At 71.2% G+C, this 19,348-nt stretch carries 13 protein-coding genes; 9 read left to right on the top strand and 4 right to left on the bottom strand.

Going from position 1 to position 19,348, the window contains the following annotated elements:
• Positions 1 to 475: 475 nt before the first annotated feature.
• Together C1A38_RS27685 and C1A38_RS27680 are read left to right on the top strand one after the other, a co-directional pair.
• Positions 476 to 1,363: a helix-turn-helix domain-containing protein gene (locus tag C1A38_RS27685; protein WP_102660642.1), complete on the top strand. Its 888-nt coding sequence runs from the start codon at positions 476 to 478 to the stop codon at positions 1,361 to 1,363.
• 144 nt (positions 1,364 to 1,507) lie between these two features.
• Positions 1,508 to 2,179 carry a MerR family transcriptional regulator gene (locus tag C1A38_RS27680; protein ID WP_102660640.1) on the top strand — a complete coding sequence of 224 codons (672 nt, stop codon included), beginning with the start codon at positions 1,508 to 1,510 and terminating at the stop codon, positions 2,177 to 2,179.
• Positions 2,180 to 2,291: 112 nt separating this feature from the next.
• Here the strand turns inward: C1A38_RS27680 and C1A38_RS27675 are convergent, their stop codons facing one another.
• From C1A38_RS27675 to C1A38_RS31005, 4 genes are all read right to left on the bottom strand, one after another.
• Positions 2,292 to 3,644: an aldehyde dehydrogenase family protein gene (locus C1A38_RS27675; RefSeq protein WP_102660639.1), complete on the bottom strand. Its 1,353-nt coding sequence runs from the start codon at positions 3,642 to 3,644 to the stop codon at positions 2,292 to 2,294.
• A 54-nt stretch (positions 3,645 to 3,698) separates the two neighbouring features.
• Entirely contained in the window at positions 3,699 to 4,556 is an 858-nt protein-coding gene (locus C1A38_RS27670) for a 2OG-Fe(II)-dependent halogenase WelO5 family protein (RefSeq protein ID WP_102660638.1), read from the bottom strand.
• A 58-nt stretch (positions 4,557 to 4,614) separates the two neighbouring features.
• The gene (locus C1A38_RS27665; protein WP_102660637.1) at positions 4,615 to 4,794 is read right to left on the bottom strand and encodes a hypothetical protein; all 180 of its coding nucleotides are present in this window, start codon (positions 4,792 to 4,794) and stop codon (positions 4,615 to 4,617) included.
• Between the two features lie 103 nt (positions 4,795 to 4,897).
• Entirely contained in the window at positions 4,898 to 5,095 is a 198-nt protein-coding gene (locus C1A38_RS31005; RefSeq protein WP_146017640.1) for a hypothetical protein, read from the bottom strand.
• A 27-nt stretch (positions 5,096 to 5,122) separates the two neighbouring features.
• On the opposite strand from C1A38_RS31005, the gene C1A38_RS27660 reads away from it, so the two are divergent.
• From C1A38_RS27660 to C1A38_RS27630, 7 genes are all read left to right on the top strand, one after another.
• The gene (locus C1A38_RS27660; RefSeq protein ID WP_102660636.1) at positions 5,123 to 6,169 is read left to right on the top strand and encodes a beta-ketoacyl-ACP synthase III; all 1,047 of its coding nucleotides are present in this window, start codon (positions 5,123 to 5,125) and stop codon (positions 6,167 to 6,169) included.
• A 95-nt stretch (positions 6,170 to 6,264) separates the two neighbouring features.
• Positions 6,265 to 6,501 carry an acyl carrier protein gene (locus tag C1A38_RS27655; protein ID WP_102660635.1) on the top strand — a complete coding sequence of 79 codons (237 nt, stop codon included), beginning with the start codon at positions 6,265 to 6,267 and terminating at the stop codon, positions 6,499 to 6,501.
• A 145-nt stretch (positions 6,502 to 6,646) separates the two neighbouring features.
• Positions 6,647 to 12,970, top strand: coding sequence for a non-ribosomal peptide synthetase (locus tag C1A38_RS27650; RefSeq protein WP_102660634.1), 6,324 nt, complete (start codon positions 6,647 to 6,649; stop codon positions 12,968 to 12,970).
• A 57-nt stretch (positions 12,971 to 13,027) separates the two neighbouring features.
• On the top strand, positions 13,028 to 13,852 hold the full coding sequence (locus C1A38_RS27645; RefSeq protein ID WP_233197060.1) for a thioesterase II family protein: 825 nt from the start codon (positions 13,028 to 13,030) through the stop codon (positions 13,850 to 13,852).
• Between the two features lie 29 nt (positions 13,853 to 13,881).
• A complete protein-coding gene (locus C1A38_RS27640) occupies positions 13,882 to 14,916 on the top strand; it encodes a TauD/TfdA family dioxygenase (RefSeq protein ID WP_102660633.1) in 1,035 nt (344 codons plus the stop codon).
• A gap of 7 nt (positions 14,917 to 14,923) precedes the next feature.
• Complete coding sequence (locus C1A38_RS27635; protein WP_102660632.1) at positions 14,924 to 16,741, top strand: non-ribosomal peptide synthetase; 1,818 nt, start codon at positions 14,924 to 14,926, stop codon at positions 16,739 to 16,741.
• 148 nt (positions 16,742 to 16,889) lie between these two features.
• Positions 16,890 to 19,348, top strand: a 2,459-nt coding sequence (locus C1A38_RS27630; RefSeq protein WP_233197061.1) for a condensation domain-containing protein, incomplete at its 3' end; no start/stop codon positions are given.

Raw genomic sequence — 19,348 nt, 5'->3', positions numbered from 1 at the left:
ATCTACACGCCGACGAACAGCGCATCTCGGCGATCACCGTGAATCACCCAGGCTAGGCATGACAACCTCACCGCCGGGCGGACGGTCGAATGATGCACTTTAGGGCTGTTCGCACCTCACCGAAGCAGTTGTCCAGGCAGCCACCCAAATAGCTATCAGCGCTATCCGAAGTGGTGCGTGCCACTATCCGCAGAAGCGCTTGAGCTGCAAAGATGTCGCCACAGGAAGCCGTTACTTCACGATTGCGGACAGCGAGCAGGCGGTTGCGGAGTCATTGCGACCGGATTACCGGCTCCGCTAATCTCGACGCCAGACACAGCGCCGGACGGAAACGGCAAACCGACGAAATTGGAAGCGTCGACCATTCGGAAAGAACGCTTCAAATTGTCGCCCGCGCAGAAATCGCCCCTGCAGTGTCACCAGGTATATGGGATCGTGCCTGATCCCGCTCGCCATCGGGAACGGGGTGGAGCAAATGGAAGAGTCAGTCGAGCTTGCGGTGAAGCGCGCCATCGAAATGATGCACGACAACCTCGGTGAGCAGCTCACCGTGGACGACCTGGCCCGCGCGGCCATGTTCAGCAAGTTCCATTTCACGCGGATCTTCCAGCGGGCCACCGGGGTCTCACCCGCCCGGTTCCTGTCGGCGCTGCGGCTTCAGCGGGCCAAGCACCTGCTCAAGTCGACGTCGCTCAACGTCGCGGACATCAGCCTGCGGGTCGGCTACAACAGCGTGGGCACCTTCAGTTCCCGCTTCACCCGCAGCGTGGGCATGCCGCCGACCACCTACCGTCGGCTGGCCGGGTTCGCGACGGACATCCCGATCGACCGCTCCGGCAGACTCGGTCAACCGTCGACGGCGCGGGTCCGGGGCAGGATCCTTCTCGGGTCCGACGTCGCACCCGGTCTGATCTTCGTCGGCATGTTCGCCGACCGCATCCCGGAGGGCCGGCCGGTGCGCTGCGCCGTGCTGCCCGAGCCGGGCCGGTTCACCTTCGACGAGGTGCCGAGCGGCAGCTGGTACCTGCTGGCGCAGTCGGTGACGGGTGATCCGCAGCAGTCGGTGTGGGACGCCTCCCAACCCGAGCAGCGGGTGTCGGTGGCGTCCTACGGTCCGCTGACCGTACGCCCGGACACCGACATCGAGGCGGAGCTGACCCTGCAACCGGCGGGAGCGCTCGACCCACCGGTGCTGCTGGCTCTGCTCGACGTCCGCAAGCTGGCCCTGTCCATGACCGGACAGGACGGCACCGGACGGGACGGCACCGGACGGGAGGAAAGCGGGCGGACGGAGACCGCGCCGACCGAGCTGCGCCCCCAGCGACGCTTCGCCGCGGCCCAGAACCACCGGCCCGCCGCCTGAGCGGCCAGCCGGACCGGTCCGAGCTTTTCCAATCGCCCGAGTGTGCGGCACCCACAATTCCCATCCGGAAGGATTTGGGAACTTTGACCCAGGCTCCTCTGTGGAATACTGCGGAGGGCAAGTTGCCGATCGCCTGGGGGATGCATGCGAATCTCGGATCTCAGCAGGAGATCGGGCGCACCCGTTGCGACGATTAAGTTCTATCTGCGGGAAAAGCTCCTCCCAGCCGGCACCCCCACTGGCCGCAACCAGGCCGTATACGGCGAGGAGCACCTACGGCAACTCCTGTTGATCCGTTCCCTCACCACGATCGCCCAACTCGATCTTTCGTCGGTTCGGGACGTGCTCTCCGCCATCGCGGACGACGACATGTCCCTGTCCGGCCTCTATGCCGTCACCGATCGTGCGGTGTTCGGCCTCGAATCGGAGGCCCCGGAATCGGCACACCTGAGAGACGCGCAGGCCGAAGTCGACGAATTCGTCAGTCAACTCGGTTGGCAGCTTCCCGCCGACACCCCGGCCGCCGTTCGGCTCGCGCAGGTGCTGGCGGCCCTGCGGCTGCTCGGCTGCGCATGCGGCACCGACTTCCTGACCCCGTACGCGGAGGTGGCCGAGCGGCTCGCCGCGCACGAGCTCGCCCAGGTGCCGGAGCAGTTCGAGCGTGACGACCGCGCCGCCGCGGCAGTGCGGTCCGTCCTGCTCGGCGTGGCCTCCGCCGCACTGCGCCGGATGGCCCGGGAACACCTCGTGCAGGAACGCCTCAACGGGCAGGCGGTCAGTGCGGACGGTGGAGCACTGCCCGCCACCGGGCCGTGAGGTCCGCACCGTCGACGGTCAACTCCTCGACTCGCATCTTCTCGCCCATTTCGTCGGCATCGACCTCGGCGACGCGGCGACGTACACCGGTGCCGACGGGTTGGCGGCGGGGTCACACCGGACGCTGGAGCACCTTGAGCCGACCGAACGCGGCCAGTCCTTCCAGCCCGCCTTCGTACCCGTATCCGCTCAGTCCGCGACCGGACAGCGGTGACATCGGGTCGGCACCGGTGGCGCAGTTGATCGACACTCGGCCCGCGTGGAGTCGTCGCGCCAGGGCGGTCGCCCGCGCGTGGCCGCCGAAGACGAATGCGCCCAGGCCGAACGGTGTGGCGTTGGCAGTCGCCACCGCCTGGTCCTCGTCGGTGAAGCGCATGACCGGTGCGATCGGCCCGAAGGGTTCCTCGTGGAGGACCCGCGCCTGCGCCGGCACGTCGGTCAGGACGGTGGCCGGGTAGTACCAGCCCGGTCCGCGGGGACGCCGACCGCCGGTGATCACGGTGGCTCCCCGGTCCACGGCGTCGAGGACAAGCGCGTGCACCTCGTCCCGCCGGGCCTCGGTGTGCAGGGGCCCCATCGTGCCGCCGGGTTCGTGGTCCAGGCCGGGTACCGCAGCGCTGAACCGGTCGACGAACTCCGCGTGGATCCGCTCGTGGACGAGGAATCGGCTCGGCGCCGCGCAGCTCTGCCCGGCCGAGCTGAACTTCGACGCGACCAGGGCCGGTACGGCGGTGGCCAGGTCGGCGTCGTCGAGGAGGATGGCCGGGGCGTGACCGCCCAGCTCCAGGACGCAGTCGGCCAGGTGAGCGACCGCACCGGCGGCGACCAGTTGCCCGGTGCGGTGCGAGCCGGTGAAGGTGATGAGCGGGAACTCGGGTCGGGCCACAAGCGCCGCCGAGCCGACCGCGTCGGTGTACACCACCTGAAGCACGTCGGTCGGCAGGCCGGCCTTGGTGGCCAGGTCGGCGATCTCCCGTACCACCGACGGGGTGGTCTCCGGTGCCTTGACCACGACGGTGCATCCCATCGCGAGCGCGGGCCCCAGCTTGCGGGCGAGCACGACGGCGGGGAAGTTGCTCGCCACGATGGCGAGCACGGGGCCGACCGGGTCGACGAGGACCTGCCGGTGCAGCCCGTCGCCGCCGGAGATCGTGCGCCCGGCCGTCGCCTGGACGGCCGCCTCGGCGGTCCAGACGAAGGTCTCCGCGGCGCGGTCCAGTTCGGCTTCGGCCTGGGCGACGGTCTTGCCGGTCTCCAGGGCGAACCGCGCCCCCAGGTCGGCGGGGCGCTGCGCGATCAGCCGGGCCAGTTCCCTGAGGATGGTGCACCGGGTGGCCACCGCAACGGCGGACCACCCGGGCAACGCCACTGACGCGCGGTTCGCGATCTCGGGTACGTCGTCGGAGGTGAGGAGCGTGAGGTGACCGACCACGTCACCGGTTCTGGGGTCGTGGACAGCTGACATCTTCCTCACCTCACGGACGGGCACCGGGTACGGACGGAGGAGCGGGGGGTCGGCTCAGCTCCAGGTGACGACGTTCTGCGGATCCGCGTAGGCCATCATCGCGGCGAGCGTGGTGCGGGTCTGCCGCTCGGTGGTGTTCGGTTCGACCGCGTGCACGTGCGCGCCGTTGAAGACGTACACGTCGCCGGCGTGCACGTCGATCCACTTGGACTCGACGTCGACCAGGCCCTCGTGCGGGTACGGCGAGCCGGTGAACTCGACGCCGAGGCGGCGCTTGCTCTCCAGGTCCGGCTGGATGTTCCAGTACACGAGCCGGCCGCCGCCGCCCTCGTTCTCCAGGCAGATGTTCAGCGCGGCGATCGGGTTGCCGAACACCCGGTTGCGCTCGAAGTCCGCCATCTGCGGGTCGGAGCACTGCGAGTCGTCGTCGTGCGGCTCCAGGGCGAAGGTGCCACGGCCGTGCCACGAGCGGAACAGGGCGATCGCCGCGCTGCGGCCCTCGTGCTCGGCGGGTCGGACGACCGCGCCGCGCTTGGCCAGGGAACTGCCGAGCCCGGCGTAGAACTCCTTCATCGGGTCGTTCGGCACGTCGAGCAGGTCCCGCAGGATCGGGTTGGCCTCCTCGGCCTCGTCCAGGTACTGCTTGGTGGGCTTGTTCCAGGTGTACGCGCCGATGTAATAGCCGGGTGCCTCGACGCCGCGGACCTTGCGGTGCGGGCTGTCCCAGAAGCGCTGGGAGATGTTGGCGGCGACCTCCGGCGCGACCATGCCACGGAACATGACACCGGCGACTCGACCGTCAAGAACGTCGACTACCGCTTCCGGGTCGAACTTGTCGTATTCCCGGAAAGTGAAGTAGTCCTTGTTTCCGGACCAGCCGGTAATGGGGCGGAGGCTCAGCGAGCTCGTCATTTCTGTACTCCTCGATTCTGTGGGGCAGACGGATCGGTGAGGGGCGCTGATACCGGGATCAGTCCCAGGGGTTGTTGCCGGCGGTGGTGGCGGTGGGCGACGGGGACGGGGACGGGGACGAGGGGACCACCGTGGCGGTGGCCGGGGCCGTGGTGTCGGCCTGTGCCACCGAGGCACCGAAGAGGACGAGGGCTGCGGTCGTAGCGGCGAGAGCGAAGATCTTGGCGGTGCGGCCCATTGTCGGCTCCTTTTTCGGTGTTTCCCTGTGGCGTTGAAATGAAGCTAACAACGGTCGGAATCCTGGCCTTATCCCCGGAACTATCCCGGCGCTATCACCCCTTTCACCGACCGCCGGCACGGCGGCCGGCGTCGAGGGAGGCCCACGCGGGCGTCGCCGACGCGGACACCGCCCTCGGGCGGGGACGCATGACGTAGCTGCTGCGAGGGTGCCGGGACAACTGCCGCTCGACGGCACCGACCGCGGGTTCACTGGCAACACGACCCAGCAGGGCGTGGCCGCCGGGAGCCGGCCGGCTCACCGGACGACAGTAGAGGAGGGGTGTGCCTTGTCGTCGCATGTCGAGTACGAGAGCACCACCAGGACGGCCGTCATCGCCGGGCTCGGTGCGTACGTGCCGGATCAGGTGGTCAAGAACGACGAGATAGCCGCAAGACTCGGCGTCACCACGGACTGGATCCGGGACCGCACGGGAATCGAGCAACGGTTCGTCCTGAATCCGGAGGGCGCCACCTCGGACCTCGCCGTGGAGGCGGCCCAACGGGCCCTCGACTCCTGCGGCAACCCGGACATCGACTTTCTGATCCTGGCGACCTGCACGCCGGACCACCTGTTTCCGTCGACCGCACCGTCGGTCGCGTCCCGGCTGGGGTTCAAGGGGATCGCCGCCTTCGACCTCAACGCCGCCTGCTCCGGGTTCGTCTACGCGCTGTCGGTAAGCACCGGGATGCTCGCCACCGGGGCGTACCGCACGGGTCTGGTCATCGGCGCCGACGCGATCTCGTCGATCCTCAACCACGACGACGAGATCACCGGGCCGATCTTCGGTGACGGTGGTGGCGCCGTGGTCGTGCGGGCCGGCCACCTCGGCGAGACGGGCAGTGTCTCCGTGCAGCAGCTCGGCAGCGACGGTGACCTGCTGGACATCATGAAGACGCCGGGCGGTGGCTCGCGGCAACGCGCCGCCGGTGTGCCCGTCGACATCGACAGCAGCTACTTCACCATGTCCGGCCGGGCCGTCTACAAGCATGCGATCAACCGGATGAGCACCGTCTCCCGTTCCGTGCTGGAGCGGTTGGGCTGGACCCCCGACGACGTCGACTGGCTGATCGCCCACCAGGCCAACCGGCGCATCCTGACCGCCACCGCAGAGGAGATCGGGATCGCACCTGAGCGGGCGGTGATCAACGTGGACCGGGTCGCGAACACCTCCGCCGCCTCCATCCCGCTGGCCATGGTCGACGCCGTGGAGTCCGGCGCGCTGACGGCCGGCGACAAGGTGCTGCTCGCGGCGTTCGGCGGTGGGGCCACCTGGGCTGCGGCCGGCCTCACCTGGCCGGAGTTGACCCTGGCCCCGACGCAGACGGTCCGCTGAGCACAGCCACGCAGGGCCGTCGTGCCAACGGCGGCCGTACCTCCTGCACGTGCACAGGCACTTCACGAAAGTGGCCCCGAAGAAAGGAAGAGAACATGCCCAACACCCTGGAGAAGGTCAGCGAGATCGTCCTGGAGCAGGCGCCGGACGTCGAGGTTGTCATCGGCCCGAACCTGCGGATCAGTCAGGACCTCGGCATCGACTCGCTGACCTTCGTCGACATCCTCGTCAAGATCGAGAAAGTGTTCGACGTCGAATTCAGCGACAACGAACTCGCCACCGTGCAGAGCGTCCAGGACATCCTCGATCTCGTGGAGCACAAGACGCGGTGACCGGGTTCCCCGGCACCGTCCACCGCAGGCCGCGACGGCATCGGTGACCCGCCCGCCTCCGCACGAATCGGGGCGGTCGCGGTGGGCGGTCGCCGGTCGTCGTGGGTTCCGTTTCCGCATTCCGTGTCCAGATGGGGGTTCCACCATGTCCGATCCGTCCGCCGGCTCGCGACCGCTGAACGCGGCGCAGCGGGGCGTCTGGTACGCCCAACGGATCGATCCGGGTAATCCGGTCCACAACATGGGCGGCTACCTGGAGATCCAGGGGCCACTCGACCCGGACGCGCTGGTCGCCGCGGTGTGCGTGCTGGTCGGTGAGGACGAGACGTCGCGGCTGCGCTTCACCGAGGTGGACGGCACGCCGACGCAGCAGTTCGGGCCGGCAACGGACTTCGCCCCCCGCCTGGTGGACCTCAGCGCCGAAGCCGATCCCCGGGCCGTGGCGCTGCGGCACATGCACGACGACCTCAACCGGCCCCTCGACCTGGAGCACGACCGCCTTTTCCAGCACGAGATCTACCGGCTGGGCCCGGAGCACCACCTCTGGTACCTGCGGGCACACCACCTTGTCCAGGACGGCTACAGCGCGACGATCCTTCGGCGGCGGGTCGCCGAGCTGTACACCGCTCTGGTGACCGGTCGTGGCGGGGCCGGAGCACCGCTCGGCTCGTTCGCCACGATGCTCGACGACCAGGACCGGTACGTCGGCTCCCGGGCACAGCAGCGGGACGCCGCCTACTGGCGCAAGCTGATGGCCGACGTGGCGTATGCCCCGCCCGCACCGGCAGGTAAACCCGCCAACCGGGTCACCCGGCAGGTGACCCGGTTGGACGGGCCGGGATTCGACCGGCTCCGAGAGTTCGCGCAGCGGGCCGGCACCACCTGGCAGCAGGCGCTGATCACCGCCGCGGTGCTGCACCGCCGGATGTGGACCGGTGACGACGACGTCCTGCTCGGGCTGCCGCTACCGGGACGGCTGGACCCCCGCTCGGCCGTCACACCCGGGATGATGGCGACCATCCTCCCGCTCTACTGCCGTGTCGACCCGGCGCAGACCGCTGAGGAACTGGCGGCCCGGGTCGCTGCGCTGGGCCTGCGTGCCCAGTGGCACCAACGGTACGACGGCGATGACCTGCGACGCGACCTGGGATGGCCCGCTGATCAGGGACGCCAGTTCGGGCCGGTGATCAACTTTGTGGCCGGGGACGACCATGACGACTTCGCGGGTCTGCCCGCCCGGTACCACCTGCTGTCCACCGGCGGCACCATCGAGGACGTGGGGTTGACCGTCACCCACCATCCCGAGGGCGGTCTGCGCATCGACGTCAGCACCGACACCGCGTACACCCAGACGCTGGACCTCGACGCGTACCAGCGCACCTTCCACCGGATCCTGGCGAACATGACCGGTCGCCCCGGCGTCACGGTCGCCGAGATCGAGGCACTGGACGCGGCGGATCGCGAGCTGGTGCTGCGGGAGTGGAACGCCACCGCCGTGCCGGTGGCTGACCGGTCGTTGGCGGAACTGTTCACCGCGCAGGCGGCAGCGAGTCCGCAGGCGCCGGCCCTGGTCTGCGGCGGGGTCGCCCTGTCGTACGGGGAGTTGGCGCAGCGGTCCGGGCAACTGGCGAACCACCTGCTCTCGATCGGGGTCCGCCGGGGCGACGTGGTCGGGGTGCTGCTGGAGCGGGACGTCGACTTCGCGGTCGCCGTGGTCGCGGTGACCCGCACCGGTGCCGCCTACTCGATCCTGGACCCGGACTTTCCCGACGAGCGGCTGAGCTTCGTCCTGCGGGAGACGGCCGCCTCGGCGCTGGTGACCCGCGAGGCGTTGACGTCGCGCGTCGACGCGGCCTGCCCGGTGGTGCGGGTGGACACCGATGCCGCGGCCATCGCCGGTCACACCACCGGCGACCCGCAGCCGCGAATCGACCCGGGTGACGTGGCGTGCGTGATGTTCACGTCCGGGTCGACCGGGGCGCCGAAGGGAGTGTTGGCACCGCACCGGGCCCTGGTGGGGACGGTGCAGGGTCAGCGGTACGCGTCGTTCGGGCCCGGCGAGGTGTTCCTGCAGTGCTCACCGGTGTCGTGGGACGCGTTCTCGTTGGAATTCTGGGGGGCGCTGCTGTTCGGCGGCGTCTGCGTCCTGCATCCCGGGCAGCGTCCCGATCCCACCGTGATCGCCGCGCTGGTGCCGGAGCACGGAGTGTCGATGCTCCAATTGTCCTCCGGGCTGTTCAACGTCCTGGTCGACGAGTATCCCGAGGTCTTCGCCGGGGTCCGGGTGGCGTTCACCGGAGGTGAGCCCTCTTCCGGTCCGCACGTCGCCCGGGTGTCAGCCCGCCACCCGCACCTGCGGGTGGCCAACGCCTACGGGCCGGCCGAGTCGATGGGGTTCACCACCACGTTCGACGTACCGGCGGATTTCACCGGCGTGGGTGTCCCGGTGGGTCGGGCAGTGGCGAACAAGCGGGCGTACGTGCTGGACCGTCACCTGCGACCGGTACCGGTCGGTGTTGCGGGCGAGATCTACCTGGCCGGGGTGGGGCTGGCCGACGGTTACCTCAACCAGTCCGGGGTCACCGCGCAGCGGTTCGTGGCGGACCCCTTCGGTGGCGACGGGGAACGCCTGTACCGCACGGGCGACCTGGCCCGCTGGTCGGCCGACGGCCAGTTGGAGTTCGTCGGTCGGGTCGACGGCCAGGTGAAGGTACGCGGCTTCCGGGTGGAACCCGGCGAGATCGAGGCGGCCCTGCTGGGTCACGCCGACGTCGCGCAGGCCGTGGTGCTGGCCTCACCGGACGGCAACGGCACCCTGCGCCTGATCGCGTACGTGGTGCCGAGGACCACCGGCACCGACGGGGCCGCGCTGACCGGGTGGCTGCGCCAGCGGCTGCCGGAGCACATGGTGCCCAGTGCCGTGGTGCTGCTGGACCGGATCCCGTTGACCGCCAACGGCAAGGTCGATCGGCGGGCCCTGCCGGAGCCGGAGTTCGGTGCCGGCCCGACGACCCGCCGGGCCCCGCGCGACGCCCGGGAGGAGATCCTGTGCGGCCTCTACGCCGAGGTCCTCGGGGTCGCCGAGGTCGGGGTGGACGACAGCTTCTTCGACCTGGGCGGGCATTCGCTGCTCGCCGCCCGGCTCGCCGCGCGGGCACGGGCGGTGCTCGGCGTCGAGTTGAGCATCCGCGACATCTTCGCCTCACCGACCGTCGCCGCCCTCGCCGCGAACCTGCCCATCACCGGTACCGCCCGGACCAGGCCCGCTCTCGTCGCCGCACCGCACGGCGAGCGGCTGCCGCTGTCGTACGCGCAACGCCGGCTCTGGCTCATCGACTCGATGGAGGAACCCGGCACCACCTACAACGTGCCGATGACCTTCCGCCTGCGCGGGGCCCTCGACGTCGCCGCCCTCACCGCGGCGGTCACCGACCTGGTCGACCGGCATCAGGTGCTACGGACCGTCATCACCGCCGTCGACGGCGAGCCGTACCAACAGATCCTGGCACCGGCGCCGGTCACCGTGACGCGGCGCGAGGCGACCGTCGACGACCTCGACCAGCAGCTCGTCGCCGCCGCCGGGCACGTCTTCGACCTGGCCGCCGAAGCGCCGCTGCGGGTCACCCTCTTCGCGCTCGGCGACGAGGAGTACGAGCTGCTGATCCTGCTGCACCACATCGCCACCGACGGACAGTCGCTGCGCCCGCTCCTGGGTGACCTGTCCGCCGCGTACGCCGCCCGGCGTGCCGGCCGGGCCCCCGACTGGATGCCGCTGCCGGTGCAGTACGCCGACTACGCGCTCTGGCAACGGGCCGTGCTCGGCGACCGCGACGACCCGGACAGCACCCACCACGCCGATCTGCGCCACTGGCGGCAGGCCCTCGCCGGGCTGCCCGAGGAGACCGGGCTGCCGCTGGACCGGCCCCGGCCGGCGGTCGCCGACCACCGCGGCGACGCCGTGGCGGTACGGATCGACCCCCAGCTGGCCGGCCGGGTCCGCGAGGTGGCACGGGAACAGCGCTGCACCGCCTTCATGGTGCTGCAGGCCGCGCTGGCCCTGACCCTGCGCCGCTACGGTGCCGGCACCGACATCGGCATCGGCACCCCGGTCGCCGGCCGCTCCGACGAGGCGTTGGCCCCACTTGTCGGCTTCTTCGTCAACACGGTCGTGTTGCGCACCGACACCTCCGGCAACCCCTCCTTCGCCGACCTGCTGGTGCGGGTACGCGGTGCCGACCTGGACGCCTTCGCCCACCAGGAACTGCCCTTCGACCTGCTGCTGGAGGATCTCAACCCGGTACGGACACTGGCCCGGCACCCGCTGTTCCAGATCTGCCTGGGCTTCGACGACGCCACCGACGCCGAGCTGCACCTGCCCGGTCTGCGCTGTGAGCGCGGCAGCATCGTCGTCACCGGCGCGGCAAAGTTCGACCTGGAGTTCCTGCTGCGCGACGAGGGCGCCGACGGCATCGGTGGTGGCCTGGTCTACCGCACGGCCATCTTCGACGAGGCCACCGTGCAACGGCTGGTCGCCGCCCTGGAGCGCACCCTGCGGCAGGTGTTGGCCGACCCGTCCCGCCCGGTCGACGAGGTCGACGCCCTCGATCCGGTGGAGCGGTCGGCGCTGTTGCACGACTGGAACACCACCGCCGTCGAGGTCGACGACGAGTCGCTGGCGCACCGGTTCGCCGCCCAGGTGGGGGCCGACCCGCACGCGGTGGCGCTGCGTCACGAAACGGCCGCCCTGACCTACGGCGAACTGGACGCCGCGGCGAACCGGTTGGCCCGGCACCTGAGCGCGGCCGGGGTGCGTCGCGGCGACATCGTCGGCGTCCTGCTGGAACGGGGCATGGACTTCGCGGTCGCGGTCGTCGCGGTGGTGAAGACCGGTGCCGCGTACGCGGTGCTGGACCCGGAGTTCCCCGACGAGCGGCTGCACCGCATCGTCACCGAGACCGGCGCCGCCGCGCTCGTCAGCAGCGCCGCGCTGGCCGAGCGGATCACCACCGACGCGCCGGTGGTGCGGGTGGACACCGACGCCGCGCTGATCGCCGCGCATCCGGCCACCGACCCCGGTGCCCCCGTCGGCCCGGACGACGTGGCGTGCGTGATGTTCACCTCCGGCTCCACAGGTACGCCGAAGGGCATCCTGACCTCGCATCGCGCCCTGGTCGGCACCCTCGCCGGCCAGAGCTACGCCGACTTCGGCCCGGACCAGGCGTTCCTGCAGTGCTCACCGGTGTCCTGGGACGCGTTCTCGCTGGAGTTCTGGGGCGCGCTGCTGTTCGGCGGAACGTGTGTGCTGCAACCGGGGCAGCGCCCCGAACCGGCCCTGATCGCCACCCTCGTACGCGAACACCGCGTCACCATGCTCCAGCTCTCCTCGGGGCTGTTCAACCTGCTCGTCGACGAGTATCCGCAGGCCTTCGAGGGGGTCCGGTACGCCTTCACCGGCGGCGAGACGTCGTCGGTGACGCACGTGGCCAGGATCCTGAGCCGGTGTCCGGACCTGCGGGTCGGTAACGCGTACGGGCCGGCCGAGTCGATGGGGTTCAGCACCGTCCACCCCGTGCCCGACGACTTCACCGACACGAGCAGCCTGCCGGTGGGTCGGGCGGTGGCGAACAAGCGGGCGTACGTGCTCGATGACGCACTGCGGCCGGCACCGGTCGGTGTCGTCGGCGAGGTGTACCTGGCGGGGATCGGCCTCGCGCACGGCTACCTCAACCAGCCCGGCACCACTGCGCAGCGGTTCGTTCCGGATCCCTTCGGTGCGCCGGGTGACCGGCTCTACCGCACCGGCGATCTGGCCAGGTGGACGGTCGACGGGCAACTGGAGTTCGCCGGCCGCCTCGACGGCCAGGTGAAGGTGCGCGGCTTCCGGGTCGAGCCCGGTGAGATCGAGTCGGTACTGCGCGGCCACGACCAGGTGGCGCAGGCCGCCGTCATCGCCGTACCCGATCCGACCGGGACGATGCGCCTGATCGCCTACGTGGTCGGCGACACCGACCCGGCCGGTCTGCGACCGTGGCTGCGGGAGCGGCTGCCCGAGCACATGGTGCCCGCCGCGGTGATTCCGCTGGACCGGATGCCGTTGACGGCCAACGGCAAGCTCGACCGGCGGGCCCTGCCGGAGCCGGAGTTCACCGCCGGGACCGGTCGGGCGGCCCGCGACGCCCGCGAGGAGATCCTCTGCGGGGTGTACGCGGAGATCCTCGGCGTACCGACCGTCAGCATCGACGACGACTTCTTCGACCTCGGCGGACACAGCCTGCTCGCCGCGAAACTCGCCGCCCGCGTCTGCGCGATCCTCGGCACCCAACTCACCATCCGCGACATCTTCCAGGCCCCCACCATCGCCGCCCTGGCCGCGCAACTGCCCACGGCCGCACCGGCCCGCAGCCGACCCACGCTGCGCCGGCGCACCGAAGCGGGCAGGGCGTTGCCGAGCAGCCCACAGAGCACCTGACCGCACCCGCACTCCCTGCACCACCGACCGTGAAGCCGTCCAGGAATGGAGCGCATCGTGGACCATGCCCACTTCGACCCGGCCGGCGCGATGCCGGACCGGCATCCGTCGCCCGCCCCCGACGACGTCGTCTGGGTGCTGCCCGGCGGCACCGGGGACGCCCCGCACCACACCTCGCTGCTGGTGCTGCCGCACTCCGGTGGCAACGCACACGCGTACGCACCCTGGCGGGACCTGCTGCCCGAGGGGGTACGCCTGCTCGTCGGGCAGTACCCCGGTCGGGGTGCCCGGTTCAGTGAGCCGCTGCCCGAGACGATGGCCGACCTGGTCGACCCGGTCCTGGCCAGCCTGCCCGCCGACACCGACGACCTGGTCGTGCTCGGACACAGCATGGGTTCCCTCGTCGCGTACGAGGTGGCCCGGGCCCTGACCGAGGCCGGCCGCCCGCCCCGCGCCCTGGTCGTCTCCGCCTGCCGGGCACCGTTCCTGGTCAACCCGAGCCCGGTGCATCCGGAGGACCTCGACGACGACGCGCTTGTCGCCGCGATCAAGGAACGGGGCGGTACGGAGAACGGCATCCTCGATGAGCCGGAGCTGCGGGAGCTGGTGCTGCCCTCGATCCGGGCCGACTTCGCCATCGACGACGCCTACCACAGCCCGCCGGCGGCACCGCTTGCCTGCCCGGTGGTCGTCTTCGGCGGCAGCACCGACCCGGTGGTGCCGGCCGAGGCCCTCGGCCGCTGGGCCGAGATCACCGACGGACCGGTCACCACGCACGTGCTGCCCGGCGGCCACTTCTACTTCAACGACCAGCTCGAAGCCTTTCTCACCCTGGTCACCGGTGTCCTCGACGGCTGCGCCGCGCGGCCGGAATTCGCCTGACCCACTCCACCTCGTTCAGGAGGATCTCGATGTCTCTCACCGCCCAAGCGCCCGTAGCCCACCTCGACGTACGTCACGAACCGGGCAAGCCGACCATCCTCGTCACCCCGTCGTTCAACGACCTCGACGACGCCGTCGGGTGGCTCACCGCGCAACGCGCGGCGATCCGCGCCGAACTGCTGCACTGCGGCAGCCTGATGATCCGTGGCCTGCCCGTCGGGGACACCACCGACTTCGCCCGGGTCCGCGACGTGCTGATGCCGCAGCAGACCGGCTACCGGGAGAAGGCCACCCCGCGTACCGACTTCGGTCAGGGCGTCTTCTCCTCCACCGACCTGCCCGCCGCCCAGCCGATCCGGCTGCACAACGAGAACAGCTACACCCTCGACTTCCCCGGCACCCTGCTGTTCGGGTGTGTGGTCGCGCCCGAGGAGGGCGGCGCGACGACCGTCGGCGACATGCGCGAGGCGCTGCGCCTGATGCCCGCCGACCTGCGGGAGCGCTTCGCCGCGCACGGCTGGCTGCTGGTACGCAACTACTCGGAGCTGGCCGGTCTGCCCTGGCAGACCAGCTTCGCCAGCGACGACCCGGCCGACGTGCAGTCCTACTGCGACGAGAACGTGATCGGCTACGAGTGGCTCGACGAGGAGGAGCTGCGCACCCGGCAGCGTCGCTCGGCGATCGTCACCCACCCGGTCACCGGCGAGCAGTCCTGGTTCAACCACTACGCCTTCTGGAACCGGTGGACCCTCGACGCGGACGTGCGCGACGTGCTGCTGGACACCTACGGCGACGACGGGCTGCCCTTCGACACGTACGTCGGTGACGGCTCGGCGTTGACCCGGGAGGAGGTCGAGAGCATCGCCGCGGTGTACGAGCAGGTGACCGTCCGCGAGACCTGGCAGGTCGGCGACCTGCTGATGGTCGACAACATCCTCAACGCGCACGGGCGGGAGGCGTTCTCCGGCGCCCGCAAGATCCTGGTGGCGATGGGCGACCCGGTCGCCCTGGCCGACTGCGCGCCGCAGACTCCCCCGTCCACCACCGTGTCGGACGGGAAGTGAGCCGACGATGACCAGCGCACTGATCAACGCCCCGATGGCCGAGCCCACCGTCGCGGCGGTGCCGGCAGCGGACCTGCTCGACCGGCTGGCCGACGTGCCGGCCGACCGGGTGGCCGTCGTCTGCGGCGACACCAGCCTCACCTTCGGCCAGCTGCGGGAGCGCGTCGGCGTCGTCGCCGGCCGTCTCGCCGCCCGCGGTGTCGGTCCGGAGAGCGTCGTCGCCCTCGGCCTGCCCCGCGGAGTCGACCTGGTGGCGGCCCTGCTCGGCACCATGACCGCAGGCGCGGCGTACCTGCCGGTCGACCCGCAGCTGCCCGTCGACCGGCGCCGCTATCTCGTCGACGACGCCCGCGCCGACCTGCTGGTCGTCGACGGGGACACCGAGCCCCTCACCGCGTCGACCCCGCAGGTGTCCCTGGCGGCGCTGACCACCGCGGACGACGCTCCGACCGGCGGGTACGCGCCCGTGCCGGTCGGCCCGGACACCCTGGCGTACGTCATCTACACCTCCGGCTCCACCGGCCGCCCCAAGGGCGTCGAGATCAGCCGGGGCGCGCTCGCCTCGCTGCTGGCCGAACTGGAGTCCACCGGGGTCGTACGCCCCGGTCCGGGCACGGTCGGTTGGAACGCCTCGCCCTCCTTCGACGCCTCGGTGCAGCAGTGGATCCGGATCTGCCGGGGCGACACGGTGGTGGTGCTCGACGAGCAGACCCGCACCGACCCGGCGCTGCTCGGGGCACTCGTCGAGCGGTACCCGCTCACCGACCTGGACATCACTCCGTCGCATCTGGAGCTGCTGCTGGAGCACCTGGCCGCTTCTCCGCGCGGTGCCGAGGGTCGGCCGCTGACCCTGATCGTCGGTGGCGAACCGATCAGCCCGACCCTGTGGGGTCGGCTCGGTGAGCTGGTCGACGCCGGGATCCTGCGCGCGGTCAACGCGTACGGGCCCACCGAGTGCACTGTCGACGCCACCGTCGGCCGGATCACCTCGGACCGGGCCCCGCACATCGGCACCGTCCTGCCCGGCCTGCGGCTGCGGGTGCTCGACGACACCCTGGCCCCGGTCACCCCCGGCGAGGTCGGGGAGCTCTACCTGGCCGGGTCGCGGGTCGGTCGCGGCTACCGCCGCCGCCCCGGCCTGACCGCCGAGCGGTTCGTCGCCGACCTCGACTCCGATGACGGCACCCGGATGTACCGCACCGGGGACCGCTGCCGGCAGCTGCCCGACGGCCGGCTGGAGTTCCTCGGCCGGGTCGACAGCCAGGTGAAGGTACGCGGCCACCGGATGGAACTGGGTGAGATCGAGTCGGTGGTCGGCGCCCACCCGGCGGTGGCCGAGACGGCCGTGCTGGTGCACGAGGAGGACGGGCAACTGCTCGTCGCCTACTACCGGCCGGCCGCGCCGGTGGACGCGGCGGCGCTGCGCGAGTGGACGGCGCGCAGCCTGCCCGGGTACATGGTGCCGGGCGCGTTCGTCGCCGTCGACCGCTTCCCGCGCACCAACAGCGGCAAGCTCGACCGGGCGGCCCTGCCCGCCCCCACCCTCACCCCCGCACCGCAGGTGCCCTCCGGTGTGTCCCCGACCGGCCCGGTCGAGGAGCTCATCGCCCGGGTCTGGTCCCAGGTGCTGCGGCAGCCGTCGATCAGCGCCGAGGACAACTTCTTCAAGCTCGGCGGCCACTCGCTGCTGGCGATCAAGCTGGTTTCCCGGGTCCGCGCGGAACTCGGCCTGAGTCTGCCCATCCGCGCCGTCTACGAGAACCCGCGACTGCGGGACCTGGCCCGGGCCATCGAAGCCCGGCTGGAGCCGTCGGCCTCGGCCTGACCGGCACGTACCACCGGCGTGCGAGCCGTACCGGCGCTGCTCGGACGGCTCGCACGCCGCCCCTATCCGGACATTGACTTTCGTGAGTTCCACGGCTGCGCGGCAGTAGTCGGGTCGTGGCCGAGCAGGAGGAGTTCCCGTGATCCCGATGTCGTACGCGCAACGCCGGTTGTGGTTCCTGAACCGGTTGGAAGGCCCGTCGTCGACCTACAACGCTCCAGTGGTGCTGGCCCTGTCCGGGGTGCCCGACCCCGAGGTGCTGACGGCGGCGCTCACCGACGTGGTCGAGCGGCACGAGGTGCTGCGTACCGCCTTCGCGATGGTCGACGGTGAGCCGGTGCAGCGGGTCCTGCCCACGGCCACCGTCGCGGTCCCGGTCCAGCGGTGCGCACCGCAGGAGGTCGACGCCGAGGTGCGGCGCTTCTGCGTCGGCACCTTCGACCTGGCCGAGCAGGGCCCGCTGCGGGTCCGGCTGTTCGTCGCCCGCCCCGACGAGTCGGTGCTGGTGCTGCTGCTGCACCACATCGCCACCGACGGGGCGTCGATCGCCCCGCTGCTGCGGGACCTGTCCACCGCGTACCGGGCCCGGCTGGCCGGTGCGGCACCGGACTGGGAACCGCTGCCGGTGCAGTACGCCGACTACACCCTCTGGCAGCGGGAACTGCTGGGGCAGGTGGACGATCCGGACAGCGAACTGTCCAGGTCACTGGCCTGGTGGCGGGAGAACCTGGCCGGTTCCCCGTCGGCGCTGCCGCTGCCGTTCGACCGGCCCCGCGCGACGGGCGCCTCCGGGCGCGGCGGCACCGTCACCGGCCACCTCGACGCCGACACCCACCGCCGCCTGGTCGACCTCGCCCGGTCCCAGCGGGCCAGCACCTTCATGACCATGCAGGCCGCCCTGGCCGCCGCCCTGACCCGGATCGGGTCGGGCACCGACGTACCGGTCGGCGCTCCGGTCGCCGGCCGCTCCGACGAGGCCCTGCACGATCTCGTCGGCTTCTTCGCCAACTCGGTGGTGCTGCGCACCGACGTCTCCGGCGACCCGACCTTCGTCGACCTGCTGGCCCGGGTACGCGACGCGGACCTGGCCGGGTACGCCCACGAGGAGGTGCCGTTCGACCTGGTGGTGGAGCAGCTCAACCCGGTCCGGGCACCGGGACAGCACCCGTTCTTCCAGGTGATGCTGACCGTCGGTACGCACACCCCGACCGACCTGCGCCTCGGTGACCTGCCCGCCCGGACCCTCCCGGTCGATCTCGAGGTGGCCAAGTTCGACCTGACCGTCTACTGCACCGAGCTGCGCGACTCCGACGGCACACCGACCGGTGTGCAGGTGGAGTTCCAGTACCCGGTGGACCTGTTCGACCGTGCCACCGTGGAGTCGATGCTCGGCGTGTACCTGCGGCTGCTGCGGGCCGTGGCCCTCGCCCCGACCACCACGGTCGGTGCCCTCGACGTCGTCACCGACACCGAACGCGCCGGATTCGCCGAGCGGATCGCCCGGGTCGACGCCACCCGGGTACGTCGGCCGGACCTGCCGGACGACGGGCCGACGAGCCTGCGGGAGGAGATCCTCTGCGGGCTGTTCGCCGACGCGCTGGGCGTGGACCGCATCGGCCGCCACGACAGCTTCTTCCGCCGCGGCGGCCACAGCCTGCTCGCCATCAAACTGGTCAACCGGGTCCGGGCGGTGCTGGGCGTGGAGGTCGGGCTGCGAGACTTCTTCGTGGACCCCACGGTCGCCGGCCTGGACCGCCGGATCGGGACCCTGGCCGGGACCGGGGCGCGCCCGCCACTGGCCCCCGCGGTCCGGCCGGACCTGCTGCCGCTGTCGTACGCGCAACGCCGGTTGTGGTTCCTCGACGAGATGGGCGGGGCCAGCCGGATGTACAACATCCCGGTGGTGCTGCGCCTGCACCGGCCGCTGCAACCGGCGGCGCTGACCGAGGCGGTCCGCGACGTGGCGGACCGGCACGAGGTGCTGCGCACCGTGTACGCGGTCATCGACGGTGAGCCGTGCCAGGTCGTGCTGGACCGCGCCCAGCCCAAGGTGACCGTGCTGGACGTGCCGGTCGCCGACCTGCCTGCGGTGATCGACGCGGCGACCGGACACGTCTTCGACCTCGGCACCCAGATCCCGTTGCGGGTGTGGCTGCTGCGCTGTGACGACGGCGGTCAACTGCTTGTGGTGCTGGTGCACCACATCGCCGGTGACGGCTGGTCGACCGGGCCGCTGCTGCGGGATCTCGCCGTGGCCTACGAGGCGCGACTGGCCGGTACGGCGCCGGGCTGGGAGCCGCTGCCCGTGCAGTACGCCGACTACACGCTCTGGCAGCGTGATCTGCTCGGCGGTGCCGGAAATCCGGACAGCGCGCTGGCCCGGCAGCTCGACTTCTGGCGCACCACGCTCGCCGGGGCACCGCAGGTCCTCGACCTGCCCGCAGACCGGCCCCGCCCGGCCCAGGCGAGCCACCGCGGTGACGTGGTGCCGTTCGGAATGGACGCGGATCTGCACCGTGCGGTGCTGCGTACGGCGCGCGACAGCGGTACGACGGTGTTCATGGTGTTGCAGGCCGCGTTCGCCGCCCTGCTGTCCCGGATGGGCTC

The sequence above is a fragment of the Verrucosispora sp. ts21 genome (genome assembly GCF_002879555.1).
GTDB classification, from domain to species: Bacteria; Actinomycetota; Actinomycetes; order Mycobacteriales; family Micromonosporaceae; genus Micromonospora; species Micromonospora gifhornensis.
This window is presented reverse-complemented; position numbering and strand designations above follow the sequence as displayed.